The organism is Pseudomonas sp. SA233 (assembly GCF_054792385.1).
In genome coordinates this window covers 464,720-480,091 of sequence record NZ_CP096449.1, presented here as the reverse complement: position 1 = coordinate 480,091, position 15,372 = coordinate 464,720, and the positions used below count along the sequence as shown (strand labels likewise).

Annotated in this window: 14 protein-coding genes; 11 read left to right on the top strand and 3 right to left on the bottom strand. The window is 61.3% G+C overall.

Annotated elements, in window-relative coordinates:
* Window positions 1-50: 50 nt before the first annotated feature.
* The 7 genes from apaG to M1D87_RS02135 all read left to right on the top strand — a co-directional run bounded on the left by apaG (window position 51) and on the right by M1D87_RS02135 (window position 7,976).
* A complete protein-coding gene (gene apaG, locus M1D87_RS02165; protein ID WP_013970590.1) occupies window positions 51-431 on the top strand; it encodes a Co2+/Mg2+ efflux protein ApaG in 381 nt (126 codons plus the stop codon).
* Entirely contained in the window at window positions 431-1,297 is an 867-nt protein-coding gene (locus M1D87_RS02160) for a symmetrical bis(5'-nucleosyl)-tetraphosphatase (protein ID WP_123084600.1), read from the top strand. Before apaG ends, M1D87_RS02160 begins: the two co-directional genes overlap by 1 nt.
* Window positions 1,298-1,311: 14 nt before the next feature.
* Entirely contained in the window at window positions 1,312-1,641 is a 330-nt protein-coding gene (glpE, locus tag M1D87_RS02155; RefSeq protein WP_061303896.1) for a thiosulfate sulfurtransferase GlpE, read from the top strand.
* 283 nt (window positions 1,642-1,924) lie between these two features.
* Entirely contained in the window at window positions 1,925-3,847 is a 1,923-nt protein-coding gene (locus tag M1D87_RS02150; RefSeq protein WP_013970587.1) for a PrkA family serine protein kinase, read from the top strand.
* A 130-nt stretch (window positions 3,848-3,977) separates the two neighbouring features.
* A complete protein-coding gene (locus tag M1D87_RS02145; RefSeq protein WP_013970586.1) occupies window positions 3,978-5,249 on the top strand; it encodes a YeaH/YhbH family protein in 1,272 nt (423 codons plus the stop codon).
* Window positions 5,246-6,814, top strand: a complete 1,569-nt coding sequence (locus tag M1D87_RS02140; RefSeq protein WP_039613245.1) for a SpoVR family protein — start codon at window positions 5,246-5,248, stop codon at window positions 6,812-6,814. Before M1D87_RS02145 ends, M1D87_RS02140 begins: the two co-directional genes overlap by 4 nt.
* A gap of 55 nt (window positions 6,815-6,869) precedes the next feature.
* Window positions 6,870-7,976, top strand: a complete 1,107-nt coding sequence (locus M1D87_RS02135) for a multifunctional CCA addition/repair protein (RefSeq protein WP_123084602.1) — start codon at window positions 6,870-6,872, stop codon at window positions 7,974-7,976.
* Window positions 7,977-8,086: 110 nt separating this feature from the next.
* Here the strand turns inward: M1D87_RS02135 and folK are convergent, their stop codons facing one another.
* Both folK and folB read right to left on the bottom strand, forming a co-directional pair.
* Window positions 8,087-8,596 (bottom strand): 2-amino-4-hydroxy-6-hydroxymethyldihydropteridine diphosphokinase, encoded by a 510-nt coding sequence (folK, locus tag M1D87_RS02130; RefSeq protein WP_123084603.1) that lies wholly within the window; start codon window positions 8,594-8,596, stop codon window positions 8,087-8,089.
* Complete coding sequence (gene folB / locus M1D87_RS02125; RefSeq protein WP_004375185.1) at window positions 8,587-8,943, bottom strand: dihydroneopterin aldolase; 357 nt, start codon at window positions 8,941-8,943, stop codon at window positions 8,587-8,589. Before folB ends, folK begins: the two co-directional genes overlap by 10 nt.
* Before the next feature lie 74 nt (window positions 8,944-9,017).
* Between folB and plsY the strand changes: the two genes are divergently transcribed.
* Window positions 9,018-9,587, top strand: a complete 570-nt coding sequence (plsY, locus tag M1D87_RS02120) for a glycerol-3-phosphate 1-O-acyltransferase PlsY (protein ID WP_004375186.1) — start codon at window positions 9,018-9,020, stop codon at window positions 9,585-9,587.
* Between the two features lie 3 nt (window positions 9,588-9,590).
* Here the strand turns inward: plsY and tsaD are convergent, their stop codons facing one another.
* Window positions 9,591-10,616, bottom strand: coding sequence for a tRNA (adenosine(37)-N6)-threonylcarbamoyltransferase complex transferase subunit TsaD (gene tsaD / locus M1D87_RS02115; RefSeq protein WP_015268715.1), 1,026 nt, complete (start codon window positions 10,614-10,616; stop codon window positions 9,591-9,593).
* A 204-nt stretch (window positions 10,617-10,820) separates the two neighbouring features.
* On the opposite strand from tsaD, the gene rpsU reads away from it, so the two are divergent.
* From rpsU to rpoD, 3 genes are all read left to right on the top strand, one after another.
* Entirely contained in the window at window positions 10,821-11,036 is a 216-nt protein-coding gene (rpsU, locus tag M1D87_RS02110; RefSeq protein WP_003255575.1) for a 30S ribosomal protein S21, read from the top strand.
* Window positions 11,037-11,339: 303 nt separating this feature from the next.
* Window positions 11,340-13,322, top strand: coding sequence for a DNA primase (dnaG, locus tag M1D87_RS02105; RefSeq protein ID WP_421091536.1), 1,983 nt, complete (start codon window positions 11,340-11,342; stop codon window positions 13,320-13,322).
* A 67-nt stretch (window positions 13,323-13,389) separates the two neighbouring features.
* A complete protein-coding gene (gene rpoD, locus M1D87_RS02100) occupies window positions 13,390-15,240 on the top strand; it encodes an RNA polymerase sigma factor RpoD (protein WP_013970578.1) in 1,851 nt (616 codons plus the stop codon).
* Window positions 15,241-15,372 lie beyond the last annotated feature (132 nt).

Sequence of the window (15,372 nt, the reverse complement as noted above, 5' to 3'; positions counted from 1 at the left end):
TCTCAATGGCCTAGACTGCATTATTGCGTCAGTTTGCCCAAGGCCCTTGCATGTCCGACCCTCGCTATAAAATCGACGTCAGCGTCGTGACCCGCTACCTCAAAGAACAATCCGACCCCGAAAACAGTCGTTTCGCTTTCGCCTACACCATCACCGTGCAGAACAATGGCTCGCTGAAGGCCAAGCTGCTGTCGCGCCACTGGCTGATCACCAACGGTGACGGCGAGGTCGAGGAAGTGCGTGGCGCCGGCGTGGTCGGCCAGCAGCCCAATATCGACCCGGGCCAGAGCCACACCTACAGCAGCGGCGCGGTCATCAGCACCCGCGTGGGCACCATGCAGGGCAGCTACCAGATGTTCGCCGAAGACGGCAAACGCTTCGATGCCGAGATCGCCCCCTTCCGCCTGGCGGTGCCCGGGGCGCTGCACTGATGGCTACCTACGCCGTCGGTGACCTGCAGGGCTGCCTGCAGCCACTCAAGTGCCTGCTCGAACGGGTCAACTTCAACCCCGCCGTCGACCGCCTGTGGCTGGTCGGCGACCTGGTCAACCGCGGCCCCGAGTCACTGGAAACCCTGCGCTTCCTTTATTCGATCCGCCAGTCGCTGGTATGCGTGCTGGGCAACCATGACCTGCACCTGCTGGCCGCCTGGCACAATGTCGAACGCCTGAAGAAAAGCGACACCCTGCGCGAGATCATCGAAGCGCCGGACGCCGACCAGCTGTTCGACTGGCTGCGCCAGCAAAAGCTGCTGCATTACGACGAACCTCGTGGCATTGCCCTGGTTCACGCCGGCATTCCACCGCAATGGACCTTGGGCAAAGCCCTGGAGCTGGCCGCCGAGGTCGAGGAAGTGCTGCGCGACGACGAGCGCCTGAAACTGTACCTGGACGGCATGTACGGCAACGAGCCGAACAAGTGGAGCAAGAACCTCAGCGGTATCGAACGCCTGCGGGTCATCACCAACTACCTCACGCGCATGCGCTTCTGCACCGCCGAAGGCAAGCTCGACCTCAAGAGCAAGGAAGGCCTGGACACCGCCCCCAAAGGCTACAAGCCCTGGTACGCACACAAGGGCCGGCGCTCACGCCACGTGAAGATTATTTTCGGCCACTGGGCCGCCCTTCAGGGGCAGGTCAACGAGCCCGGCATCATCGCCCTGGACACCGGTTGCGTGTGGGGCGGTGCCATGACCCTGTACAACGTCGATAGCGGCGAATATCACCGCTGTGACTGCAGCGACGACGGCAACTTACGCCTCCCCGCCCAAACGCCTACACTGAACGATCAATCCTGAAGGAAGCCGTACCCATGAGCGAATTCAAGCGCATCCCTCCCGAACAGGCCCTGGCCCTTCGCGCGCAAGGTGCGGTAGTCGTCGACATTCGCGACCCGCAGGCCTTTGCCGCCGGCCACATCACTGGCGCCAAGCATCTGGATAACCATTCTGTCGCCGAGTTCATCCGCAATGCCGACCTCGACGCCCCAACCCTGGTGGTGTGCTACCACGGCAATTCCAGCCAGAGTGCTGCGGCCTATCTGGTGAACCAGGGTTTCTCGGACGTATACAGCGTCGACGGCGGCTTTGAGCTGTGGCGCGCCACCTACCCGGCCGAAACCGCCCAGGGCACTGCCGAATAATTTTTTCATTTTTACTGCAGCCCGCGCCCCATGCGGGCTTGCGGCTTATCTGACGAACGGTCGTTCGCAACTTCTCCGCCCCTCGCCCTTGACCTTGCGGATAACCAACTATTCTTAAGCGCAGGCCATCCAGAAAAAGGGGAGAGCCGGTACACCGGCGTGCGGGTCATCGGTAGCGTTACAGGGTGTTCTGGGGGGTATACAGCAATCGGCAGCCCCGGTTGCATGCCAGCATCAGCTGACTGATCCGGCGTCGTCTCCACGTATCGAGCGAGGTGACGTCATGAGTATTTTTAGCCACTTCCAACAACGTTTCGAGTCTACGCGCCAGGAAGAACTCTCGCTGCAGGAGTACCTCGAGCTGTGCAAAGAGGATCGCAGTGCCTACGCATCGGCGGCCGAACGGCTGTTGCTGGCCATCGGTGAGCCGGAGCTGATCGACACCTCAACCAACTCCAGACTGTCGCGAATCTTCTCCAACAAGGTTATCCGCCGCTATCCGGCCTTTGCCGACTTCCATGGCATGGAAGAGTGCATCGACCAGATCGTGTCCTACTTCCGCCACGCCGCCCAAGGTCTGGAGGAAAAGAAACAGATCCTCTATCTGCTGGGCCCGGTGGGCGGCGGTAAGTCGTCGCTGGCCGAAAAACTCAAGCAGCTGATGGAAAAGGTACCGTTCTACGCTATCAAGGGCTCGCCGGTATTCGAGTCGCCATTGGGCCTGTTCAATGCCACCGAAGACGGGGCCATTCTCGAGGAAGAGTACGGCATCTCGCGGCGCTACCTGAACACCATCATGTCGCCTTGGGCCACCAAACGCCTGCAGGAGTTCGGCGGCGACATCAGCAAGTTCAAGGTGGTGAAGCTGTACCCGTCGATCCTCAACCAGATCGCCATCGCCAAGACCGAACCTGGCGACGAGAACAACCAGGACATCTCGGCCCTGGTCGGCAAGGTCGATATCCGCAAGCTCGAGGAATTCCCGCAGAACGACGCCGACGCATATGCCTATTCGGGCGCGCTGTGCCGGGCCAACCAGGGCCTGATGGAATTCGTCGAGATGTTCAAGGCCCCGATCAAGGTCCTGCACCCGTTGCTTACCGCCACCCAGGAAGGCAACTACAACAGTACCGAAGGCCTCGGCGCCATCCCCTACTCCGGGATTCTGCTGGCCCACTCCAACGAATCGGAGTGGCACACCTTCCGTAACAACAAGAACAACGAGGCGTTCATCGACCGGATCTACATCGTCAAGGTGCCGTACTGCCTGCGCGTCAGCGACGAAATCAAGATCTACGACAAGCTGCTGATCAACAGCTCGCTGGCCAAGGCGCACTGCGCGCCAGACACGCTGAAAATGCTCGCCCAGTTCACCGTGCTGTCGCGCCTGAAAGAGCCGGAAAACTCCAACATCTACTCGAAGATGCGGGTGTACGACGGGGAGAACCTCAAGGACACCGATCCAAAGGCCAAGTCGATCCAGGAGTACCGCGATGCGGCCGGCGTCGACGAAGGCATGAACGGCCTGTCGACCCGCTTCGCGTTCAAGATCCTGTCCAAGGTGTTCAACTTCGATCCGCATGAAGTGGCCGCCAACCCGGTGCACCTGCTTTATGTGCTGGAGCAGCAGATCGAGCAGGAACAGTTCCCGGCCGAGGTGCGCGAACGCTACCTGCGCTACCTGAAGGAATACCTGGCCCCGCGCTACATCGAGTTCATCGGCAAGGAGATCCAGACCGCCTACCTGGAGTCCTACAGCGAATACGGCCAGAACATCTTCGACCGCTACGTGCTGTACGCAGACTTCTGGATCCAGGACCAGGAATACCGCGACCCGGAAACCGGCGAAATCCTCAACCGTATCGCCCTCAACGAAGAACTGGAGAAGATCGAGAAGCCGGCCGGCATCAGCAACCCGAAAGATTTCCGCAACGAAATCGTCAACTTCGTGCTGCGTGCCCGTGCCAACAACAACGGCAAGAACCCGAGCTGGCTGAGCTACGAAAAGCTGCGGGTGGTGATCGAGAAGAAAATGTTCTCCAACACCGAAGACCTGCTGCCGGTCATCAGCTTCAACGCCAAGGCAAGCAAGGAGGACCAACAGAAACACAACGACTTCGTCACGCGTATGGTGGAGCGTGGCTACACCGACAAACAGGTTCGTCTGCTGTCGGAATGGTACCTGCGGGTCAGGAAATCGCAATAAAGCGACAAGCTACCCACCGCGCGCCCAGGGCTGATATGCCAGCCCTGGGCGGCGGCAGCTGCTTTGCTGCCTTTATGTGCAGCAGCTCGTAGCTTGAAGCGTGCAGCTGTTCCCAGCTACCGGAGGGACCATGAGCTACGTTATAGATCGACGCCTGAACGGCAAGAACAAGAGCACGGTGAACCGCCAGCGCTTCCTGCGGCGGTACCGCGAACACATCAAGAAAGCCGTCGAAGAGGCGGTGAGCCGCCGTTCCATCATGGACATGGAACATGGCGAGCAGATCAGCATTCCGGGGCGCGATATCGACGAACCGGTGCTGCACCATGGTCGCGGGGGCAAGCAGACCATCGTGCATCCAGGCAACAAGGAATTCACCGCCGGTGAACACATCCCAAGGCCACAAGGCGGCGGCGGTGGCAGCGGCCGCGGCAAGGCCGGCAACTCCGGCGAGGGCATGGACGACTTCGTCTTCCAGATCACCCAGGAAGAATTCCTCGAGTTCATGTTCGAGGACCTCGAGCTACCCAACCTGGTCAAACGTCACCTGACCGGGGCCGACACTTTCAAGACCGTGCGCGCCGGTATCGCCAACGAAGGCAACCCGTCACGTATCAACATCGTGCGCACACTGCGTTCAGCCCATGCCCGGCGTATCGCCCTGACCGGCAGCAGCCGCGCATTACTGCGCGAAGCGCAAAAGGAACTCGCCCGCCTGAAGGTCGAGGAACCGGACAACTTCACCGATATCCAGGAAGTCGAGCACGAGATCGAACGCCTGAAGGCACGCATTAACCGCCTGCCCTTCCTCGACACCTTCGACCTCAAGTACAACTTGCTGGTCAAGCAGCCCAACCCCAGCTCCAAGGCGGTCATGTTCTGTCTGATGGACGTGTCCGGCTCGATGACCCAGGCCACCAAGGACATCGCCAAGCGTTTCTTCATCCTGCTGTACCTGTTCCTCAAGCGTAACTACGACCGCATCGAAGTGGTGTTCATCCGCCACCACACCAGCGCTCGTGAAGTCGACGAGGAAGAATTCTTCTATTCGCGGGAAACCGGCGGCACCATCGTTTCCAGCGCACTCAAATTGATGCAGGAGGTCATGGCCGAACGCTACCCGGCCAGCGACTGGAACATCTACGCCGCCCAGGCTTCCGACGGCGACAACTGGAACGACGACTCGCCGATCTGCCGCGACATCCTGGCCAAGCAGATCATGCCGCATGTGCAGTACTACACTTACGTTGAAATCACTCCGCGTGAACACCAGGCGCTGTGGTACGAATACGAGCGCATCGGCGAAGCCTTCCCCGACACGTTCGCCCAGCAGCAGTTGGTATCGGCCGGCGATATCTACCCGGTCTTCCGTGAACTCTTCCAGCGCAGGTTAGCCACATGACCGCCAGAGCACAGAGACGCCAACCTATTTCCACCGGGTCCGAGTGGACGTTCGAACTGATCCAGACCTACGACCGGGAAATCAGCCGCCTGGCCGAGCGTTACGCCCTGGACACCTACCCCAACCAGATCGAGGTCATTACCGCCGAGCAGATGATGGACGCCTACGCCTCGGTCGGCATGCCGCTGGGTTATCACCACTGGTCCTACGGCAAGCAGTTCCTCAGCACGGAGAAGTCCTACAGCCGTGGCCAGATGGGCCTGGCCTACGAGATCGTGATCAACTCCGACCCGTGCATCGCCTACCTGATGGAAGAAAACACCATGTGCATGCAGGCACTGGTGATCGCCCACGCCTGCTACGGCCATAACAGTTTCTTCAAGGGCAACTACCTGTTCCGCACCTGGACCGACGCCAGTTCGATCATCGACTACCTGGTGTTCGCCAAGCAGTACATCGCCCAGTGCGAAGAGCGCCATGGCATCGATGCTGTGGAAGATCTGATCGACTCCTGCCACGCCCTGATGAACTACGGTGTCGACCGTTACAAGCGACCTTATCCGATTTCCGCCGAAGAGGAGCGACGGCGGCAGAAGGAGCGCGAGGAGCACCTGCAGCGGCAGATCAATGACCTTTGGCGGACCATTCCGAAAAGCGCTGACAAGGGTAACGACCGAGATGATGCGCGCTTCCCCGCCGAACCGCAGGAAAACATCCTGTATTTCATCGAGAAGAACGCCCCGCTGCTGGAGCCTTGGCAGCGTGAAGTGGTGCGCATCGTGCGCAAGATCGCCCAGTATTTCTACCCGCAGCGCCAGACCCAGGTGATGAACGAAGGCTGGGCGACATTCTGGCACTACACGCTGATGAACGACCTGTACGACGAGGGGCTGATCACCGAAGGCTTCATGATGGAGTTCCTGCAATCCCACACCAGCGTGGTATTCCAGCCCGGCTTCGACAGCCCCTACTACAACGGCATCAACCCCTACGCACTGGGCTTTGCGATGTATACCGACATCCGCCGCATGTGCGAAAACCCGACCGAAGAAGATCGGCGCTGGTTCCCCGACATTGCCGGCAGCGACTGGCTTTCTACCATCAAGTTCGCAATGAGCAGCTTCAAGGACGAGAGCTTCATCCTGCAGTACCTGTCGCCGAAGGTCATTCGCGATCTGAAGCTGTTCAGCATCCTCGATGACGACCAGCGCGACGACCTGTATGTACCTGCCATCCACGACGAGGCCGGCTACCGGACCATTCGCGAACTACTGGCGGCGCAGTACAACCTGGGCAACCGCGAACCGAACGTGCAGATCTGGAGCGTTGACCGCCGCGGCGACCGCTCGCTGACCTTGCGTCACCAGCAACACAACCGCAAACCGCTGGGCGATTCTACCGATGAAGTGCTCAAGCACCTGCACCGCCTGTGGGGCTTCGACATCCACCTGGAGACCGTCCAGGGCGAGCAGGTGATGAAAACCCACCACATGCCACCACGCGGCGAGCACGGCGAAAGCGCCGACTATGGCCGCATGGATCTGGCTGTCATTCACCACCTCTAGTGCAACTTCAAGGCTGCCGACGGGTTATCCTGTCGGCAGTTATGGAGAGCTGCACATGCACATCTACAAAGTTGGCGGCGCCGTGCGCGACCGCCTGCTCGGCCGCCCTGTCAGCGATATCGACTGGCTGGTGGTCGGCGCCACGGTCGAGGAAATGCACGCTAAGGGCTTTCGACCGGTCGGCGCTGATTTCCCGGTGTTCCTGCACCCGCAAACCGGCGAGGAATACGCCCTGGCGCGCACCGAGCGCAAGAGCGGGCGGGGCTACGGCGGCTTCACTTTCCACGCCAGCCCCGATGTGACCCTGGAAGAAGACCTGATCCGTCGTGACCTGACCATCAATGCAATGGCCGAGGACGAGACGGGTACGGTATACGATCCCTATCATGGCCAGGACGATATCGACCAGCGCCTTTTACGCCATGTTTCCCCGGCATTCGCCGAAGATCCATTGCGTGTGCTGCGAGTTGCGCGCTTTGCTGCCCGTTATGCACCGCTGGGATTCCGGGTTGCCGATGAGACGCTTGAGCTGATGCGTCAGATCAGTGCCTCTGGCGAATTGCAGGCACTGACCGCCGAGCGCAGCTGGAAGGAAATCGAGCGGGCGCTGATGGAGGCGCAGCCGCAGGTGTTCTTCCAGGTGTTGCATGCTTGTGGGGCCCTGCAGGAGCTGCTGCCAGAGCTAGATGACGCCCCCCAGGCCCTGGCGGCGCTGGAACAGTCGGCAATGCACGAACAGCCCCTGCATGTACGCTGGGCCTGCCTGCTGCAGTCGCTGACACCGGCCGCGATCAAAGCCATCAACAAGCGCCTGAAGGCGCCGCGAGAGTGTCAGGAGCTGGCGTTGCTGACGGGTGAGTGCCTGGAGCTAGGCAACCAGGCGCAGGAACTGCCTGCCGAGACAATCCTGGAGCTATTGCAGAAGTTCGACGTGTACCGGCGGCCGCAGCGGTTCGAGGACTTCCTGATCACTTGCGAGATGACAGCACTGGGCAAGGGAAAATCGGGTTATCCACAGGCCGACTACCTGCGAGGGGCAGCGGCGGCGGCGCGGGCAGTGGATGTTAAGCCGTTGGTGCAGGTTGGGCTGACTGGCCAGGCCTTGGGTGAATCGCTCAAAGGTGAGCGGCTGAAAGCCCTCGAAGCTTACAAGCTCGGTTGAACATACCAGCCCCTTCGCGGCTAAAGCCGCTCCCACAGATACGGCGTTGCTCTCGAGGTTGTCGCTGTACCTGTGGGAGCAGCTTTAGCCGCGAAAGGGCCGGTACAGGCTTACACGGGAGTCAGCTGCAACCCACGCCACTCAAAGGCAACCGGCGCCAGCACCTGATCAATCCGCGCCTCCTGCCACAACTGCGCCATTGTCTTGCCTACCCCCGGATGCACAAGCTCCGGCGCCAGCAGCGACAGTGGCCACAGCACAAAGGCGTTCTTCAGGATCTCGGCCCGAGGCAACACCAGCCCATCGAACGTGCCGTGCAAGTCGTCATACATCAGCACGTCGATATCCAGCGGCAGCCCCTTGCGGTCCGGGGCATAGCGGCCATTGTCGGCCTCGATGAACTTCAACCGGCGGTCCAGTTCGATCAACGGCAACGCAGTCTGCCCAGTCACCACGAAGTTGATGAACGGACCGCTCTTGATCCCCACCGCCTGGCTTTCGAACGCCGGCGAGCAGCGCATGTCGGTCAGGATGCCTGCCAACGCATCGAGCCCGGCGCACAAGTGCACCTCGCGATCAATGTTGCTGCCAAGCCCCAGGTAAACCGTGCTCAGAGACATCCGCGCTCGATCTCCACGCCAACACCGCCACGGGCCGCCGGTACCGCACCCGGCTTGGTCAGCTTCAACCGCACCCACGGGATGTGGAACTCTTCCATCAACGTCGCCACCAGGCGCTCGGCGAAAGTTTCAACCAACTCGAAACGCGCCTGTTCGGCAAACGCCTGGATACGGGCCGACACACTGGCATAATCCAGCGCCAGGTTCAGGTCGTCACCCGCCGCAGCCGGGCGGTTATCCCAGGCAAAGCTCAGGTCCAGGCGCAAGCACTGGCGAATATCCCGCTCCCAGTCATAGGCACCGATGACGGTATCGACTTCCAGGCCTTCGATGAACACTCTGTCCAAGCACTTCTCTCCACAGCACGACAAGGGCGACTGGCGCCGTTAGAATCAGGGCGTCCTCGCCCGGAATAGTTAGCATGTTTTGGTTACTGGCGTTGCTCGCCTACCTGCTTGGCTCGCTGTCCTTCGCCATCGTCCTCAGCCGCCTTACGGGCAGCCCGGACCCGCGTTCCAGCGGTTCAGGCAATGCCGGCGCCACCAACATGCTACGCCTGGCAGGCCGCAAACTGGCGATCCTGACCCTGCTTGGCGACCTGTGCAAGGGCCTGTTGCCGGTATTGCTCGCCCGCGGTGCCGGCCTGGACCTGCAAGCGCAGGCCTGGATTGGCGTTTGCGCAGTGCTGGGCCACCTGTTCCCGCTGTACTTCCGCTTCCAGGGCGGCAAGGGCGTGGCAACCGCCGCCGGCATGCTCATGGCCCTGTATTTCCCAGCCGCGCTGCTGGCCATCGGCGCCTGGCTGCTGACTTTCTACCTCACCCGCACCAGTTCGCTGGCGGCACTGATCGCCACACCACTGACCTTGCCGTTGCTGGCCTGGCGCGAGCCAGAGGCCCTGCTGCCGATCACTGTGTTGACGGCAATGATCGTATGGCGCCATCGCAGCAACCTGCGCGACCTGTTCGCAGGCCGCGAACGGCACTTCTGAAGCTTAAAGCGGCGGCAACTGCTCCATCGGCCAGCGTGCCTGCACACTGATTGCCAGGTCTTGCTGTTGCCCGGCCAACAACCGCTGGCAGCCGGCATAGGCGATCATCGCACCGTTGTCGGTACAGAACTGCGGGCGCGCGTAGTACACGTTGCCCTTGATGCTGCCGAGCATGTCCTCAAGGGACGCACGCAGTGCCTTGTTGGCGCTGACGCCACCGGCAATGACCAGGCGCTTGAGGCCAGTCTGTTTCAACGCCCGCTTGCACTTGATGGTCAAAGTCTCCACCACCGCCTGCTGGAATGCCAGGGACAGGTCGCAACGGGTTTGCTCACTGTCGTCGCCGGCATCGCGGCACTGCTGCCAGGTGTTCAGGGCAAAGGTTTTCAGGCCGCTGAAGCTGAACTCCAGGCCCGGGCGGTCGGTCATCGGCCGCGGGAACACGAAGCGGCCAGGCACGCCGCGCTCGGCCAGGCGGGCGATTTCCGGGCCACCGGGGTAGTTCAGGCCGATCAGCTTGGCGGTCTTGTCGAACGCTTCGCCGGCGGCGTCGTCCAGGCTCTCCCCCAGCAGCTCGTACTGGCCGATGCCATCGACCCGCACCAGCTGGGTGTGACCACCGGAAACCAACAAAGCGACGAACGGAAACTCCGGTGGGTTTTCTTCCAGCATGGGTGCCAGCAGGTGGCCTTCCATGTGGTGTACGCCAATCGCCGGGATGTCCCAGGCAAAGGCCAGCGCCTGGGCGCACGAGGCCCCCACCAGCAGGGCACCGACCAGGCCAGGGCCAGCGGTGTAGGCGATGGCGTCGATCTCGGTGGCGACGCAGCCGGCCTCATCCAGCACCTGGCGGATGAGTGGCAGCATGCGCTTGACGTGGTCGCGCGAGGCAAGCTCTGGCACCACACCGCCGAACACGCGGTGCAGGTCGATCTGGCTGAACAGCGCGTCGGCCAACAAACCGCGCTCGCTGTCGTATAATGCGACGCCAGTTTCGTCGCAGGATGTTTCCAATCCCAGTACTAGCATGGGTTCGTCCCTTGTGGGGGCTGAATTCGAAGCCGCGCATGATAGTCCCCGTGTCGGATGCCGACCAGCGGTTTTCGATCAGAGGCTTTGCATTCCGGCTTGCTAAGGGTTAACATCCGCAACCCTTGAAAACCGACGTTCTCCAGCACACCTTTGTTTTGCCAGGAGCACGTCTACCCCGGTAATGAATTAAGGTAGCCCTGGATGCCAGCCGTCAAAGTTAAAGAGAACGAACCCTTCGACGTAGCTCTGCGTCGTTTCAAGCGCTCCTGCGAAAAAGCCGGTGTACTGGCTGAAGTTCGTAGCCGCGAGTTTTACGAGAAGCCGACCGCCGAGCGTAAGCGCAAAGCAGCTGCTGCTGTTAAGCGTCACGCCAAGAAAGTTCAGCGCGAACAGCGCCGCGCCGTTCGTCTGTACTAATACAGACGTTCTACGCAAAGCTTCTGCCCTGCCCGGCTAACCGCCGGGCGATGGCAGTGGTCGCTTCAAACTTGAGCAGCTAGCTCAAGGCCCTGCACAAGCTTCATGCGAACTGCACATGGGCAACCTGCCTGAAACGTCAGAGCTGGTCCTCCTTGTTGTATGACCAGACGTGCACGTCCGACTGACGAGCCCTCAGGGGCTGGCGACGAGCACACATTCCCTCGCACTTTCCCAAGCGGCACTCGCCCCATTCGGCGCGTGAGCGATTAGACTTGCCAGCTGCCAGATGACGAGACTGCCATGGCCGGGCTGATTCCCCAGAGTTTCATTGACGACCTTATCAACCGCCTCGACATCGTCGACGTGGTGAGTTCGCGCGTCCAGCTGAAAAAAACCGGCAAGAACTATTCCGCCTGCTGCCCGTTCCACAAGGAAAAAACCCCCTCCTTCACGGTCAGCCCCGACAAGCAGTTCTACTACTGCTTCGGCTGCGGCGCCGGCGGCAACGCCCTGGGCTTCGTAATGGACCACGACAACCTGGACTTCCCCCAGGCGGTCGAGGAGCTGGCCCGCGCCGCCGGCATGGAAGTACCCCGCGAGCAAGGTCGCCGCGACCACAAGCCGCGCCAGCCAACCGATTCGCCGCTGTACCCGCTGCTGGACGCCGCCTCGGAGTTCTACCGCCAGGCCCTGCGCAGCCACCCGACCCGCAAGGCAGCGGTGGATTACCTCAAGGGCCGCGGCCTGTCCGGGGAAATCGCCCGTGACTTCGGCCTGGGCTTCGCCCCGCCAGGCTGGGATAACCTGCTCAAGCACCTGGGTGCCGACACCTTGCAGCAGAAGGTGATGATCGATGCCGGCCTGTTGATCGAAAACGCCGAAAGCGGCAAGCGCTACGACCGTTTCCGCGACCGGGTGATGTTCCCGATCCGCGACAGCCGCGGACGCATCATCGCCTTTGGTGGCCGAGTGCTCGGCGACGACAAGCCCAAGTATCTGAACTCCCCGGAAACCCCGGTGTTCCACAAGGGCCAGGAACTCTACGGCCTGTACGAGGCACGCAAGCACAACCGCAACCTCGACGAAATCATCGTCGTCGAGGGCTACATGGACGTCATTGCCCTGGCCCAGCAGGGCCTGCGCAACGCCGTGGCCACCCTCGGCACCGCCACCAGCGAAGAGCACCTCAAGCGCCTGTTCCGCGTGGTACCCAGCGTGCTGTTCTGCTTCGACGGTGACCAGGCCGGGCGCAAGGCCGCCTGGCGCGCCCTGGAGTCGACCCTGTCGAACCTGCAGGACGGCCGCCGCGCGCGCTTCCTGTTCCTGCCCGAAGGCGAAGACCCGGACAGCCTGGTGCGCGCCGAAGGCACCGACGCCTTCATGGCCCGCATCAACCAGCACGCCCAGCCGCTGGCCGATTACTTCTTCGAGCAGCTAAGCGTCGAAGCCGACCCGCGCTCGCTGGAAGGCAAGGCGCACATGGCGACCCTTGCCGCACCGCTGATCGAAAAGATCCCCGGCGCCAACCTGCGCCAGCTGATGCGCAACCGCATTAAGGAAATCACCGGCCTCGACCCGCAGCAGGTCGAGCAACTGGCGCAACACGCCCCGGCCACCAGCAGCGTGCCGGACTACGACCCTGGCTACGACTATGACGCCATGGCCAGCTATACCCCCGATTACGGCGACATGCCGCAGCACGACTTCGCCCCCGTTCATCAGGAACAGGAGTGGAAGCCGAACAAGGGCGCTGGCAAGAAGCAGTGGGGCGACAAACCCTGGGACAGGAACCGCAAGGGTGGCAAGCCATGGCAGCAGCGTGACGAAGCACCACCACGCGTACCGGCCCCGGTCGAGCCGCCCACCCTGGCCGCCCTGCGCACCTTGCTGCACCACCCTCTGCTGGCCGGCAAGGTGGAAGATGCCAGCCACTTCGCCGATGAAGAACACTTGTACAGCCAGCTGCTGGTGGCACTGATCGAAGCCGCGCAGAAAAATCCTGGGCTAAGCTCAATGCAGTTGATCGCACGTTGGCACGGCACCGAACAGGGGCGCCTGCTGCGGGCCTTGGCGGAAAAGGAATGGCTGATCGTGGCCGACAACCTTGAACAACAGTTTTTCGACACTATAACTAGCTTGTCCGCCCGCCAACGCGAGCGCAGCCTGGAACAACTGCTCAGGAAATCACGTCAAAGCGAATTGACCAGCGAGGAAAAAACCCAGCTCCTCGCCCTGCTGAGCCGGAATGTTCCCGCACAAACGCCGACCTCATCTGGCGCGTGAGGCCCATGCTCGGGTATAATCCTCGGCTTGTTTTTTGCCCGCCAAGACCTTCAGTGGATAGGGTGTTATGTCCGGAAAAGCGCAACAGCAGTCTCGTATCAAAGAGTTGATCACCCGCGGTCGTGAGCAGGGCTACCTGACTTACGCGGAGGTCAACGACCACCTGCCTGAGGATATTTCAGATCCGGAACAGGTGGAAGACATCATCCGCATGATCAACGACATGGGGATCAACGTATTCGAGAGTGCTCCGGATGCGGATGCCCTTCTGTTGGCGGAAGCCGACACCGACGAAGCCGCGGCCGAAGAAGCCGCTGCTGCGTTGGCGGCAGTTGAAACCGATATCGGCCGCACGACCGACCCGGTGCGCATGTACATGCGCGAAATGGGCACCGTCGAGCTGCTGACCCGCGAAGGCGAGATCGAAATCGCCAAGCGTATCGAGGAAGGCATCCGTGAAGTCATGGGCGCCATCGCTCACTTCCCGGGCACTGTCGACTACATTCTCAGCGAATATGACCGTGTCACCAGCGAAGGCGGCCGTCTGTCGGACGTTCTCAGCGGTTACATCGATCCTGACGACAATATCGCCGCGCCGACCGAAGAAGTGCCGATCCCGGGCACCAAGGCCGCCGCTGCGAAGGAAGAGTCCGACGACGACGAGGACGAATCCGAAAGCGGTGACGACGAGGAAGAGGCCGAGAGCGGCCCGGACCCGGAAGTCGCCCGTCAGCGTTTCGGCGCGGTCAACGACCAGCTTCAGGCCACCAACAAGGTTCTGAAGAAGAATGGTCGCACCCACCAGGAAAGCATCGACGCCCTGCAGGCCCTGGCCGATTTGTTCATGCCGATCAAGCTGGTACCGAAGCAGTTCGAGGTACTGGTAGAGCGTGTTCGTGACGCCCTGAACCGCCTGCGCCAGCAGGAACGCGCCATCATGCAGCTGTGCGTGCGTGACGCCCGCATGCCGCGTGCCGACTTCCTGCGCATGTTCCCGAGCAACGAAACCGACCAGACCTGGAGCGGTGACCTGGCCAAGCGCAACACCAAATGGGCTGCCGCCCTGGGTGAAAAGGACGCTGCCATCGTCGCTTGCCAGCAGAAGCTGATCGACCTTGAGACCGAAACCGGCCTGACCGTTGCCGAGATCAAGGAAATCAACCGTCGCATGTCGATCGGTGAAGCCAAGGCCCGCCGCGCCAAGAAAGAAATGGTCGAGGCGAACCTGCGTCTGGTGATCTCCATCGCCAAGAAGTACACCAACCGTGGCTTGCAATTCCTCGACCTGATCCAGGAAGGCAACATCGGCTTGATGAAAGCGGTGGACAAGTTCGAATACCGTCGCGGCTACAAGTTCTCGACCTATGCCACCTGGTGGATCCGCCAGGCGATCACCCGTTCGATCGCCGACCAGGCGCGCACCATCCGTATTCCGGTGCACATGATCGAGACGATCAACAAGCTCAACCGCATTTCCCGCCAGATGCTGCAGGAAATGGGTCGCGAACCGACCCCGGAAGAGCTGGGCGAGCGCATGGAAATGCCTGAGGACAAGATCCGTAAGGTACTGAAGATCGCCAAAGAGCCGATCTCCATGGAAACCCCGATCGGTGACGACGAAGATTCGCACCTGGGCGACTTCATCGAGGACTCGACCATGCAGTCCCCGATTGACGTGGCCACGGTCGAAAGCCTCAAGGAAGCCACTCGTGACGTGCTCTCGGGCCTGACCGCACGCGAAGCCAAGGTGCTGCGTATGCGCTTCGGTATCGACATGAACACCGACCACACCCTCGAAGAGGTGGGCAAGCAGTTCGACGTGACCCGCGAGCGGATCCGTCAGATCGAAGCGAAGGCGTTGCGCAAACTGCGCCACCCGACTCGCAGCGAGCATCTGCGCTCCTTCCTCGACGAGTGATGACAAAACCCCGGCCCAGGCCGGGGTTTTTCTTTTCCGGCTGTTGCGCAAAATCTGAATTCTGGCGCGATCTCTGTAGGAGCAGCCTTGTGCTGCGAAGAGTCCATTGCAACAGTAAATGATCTTTGGCCT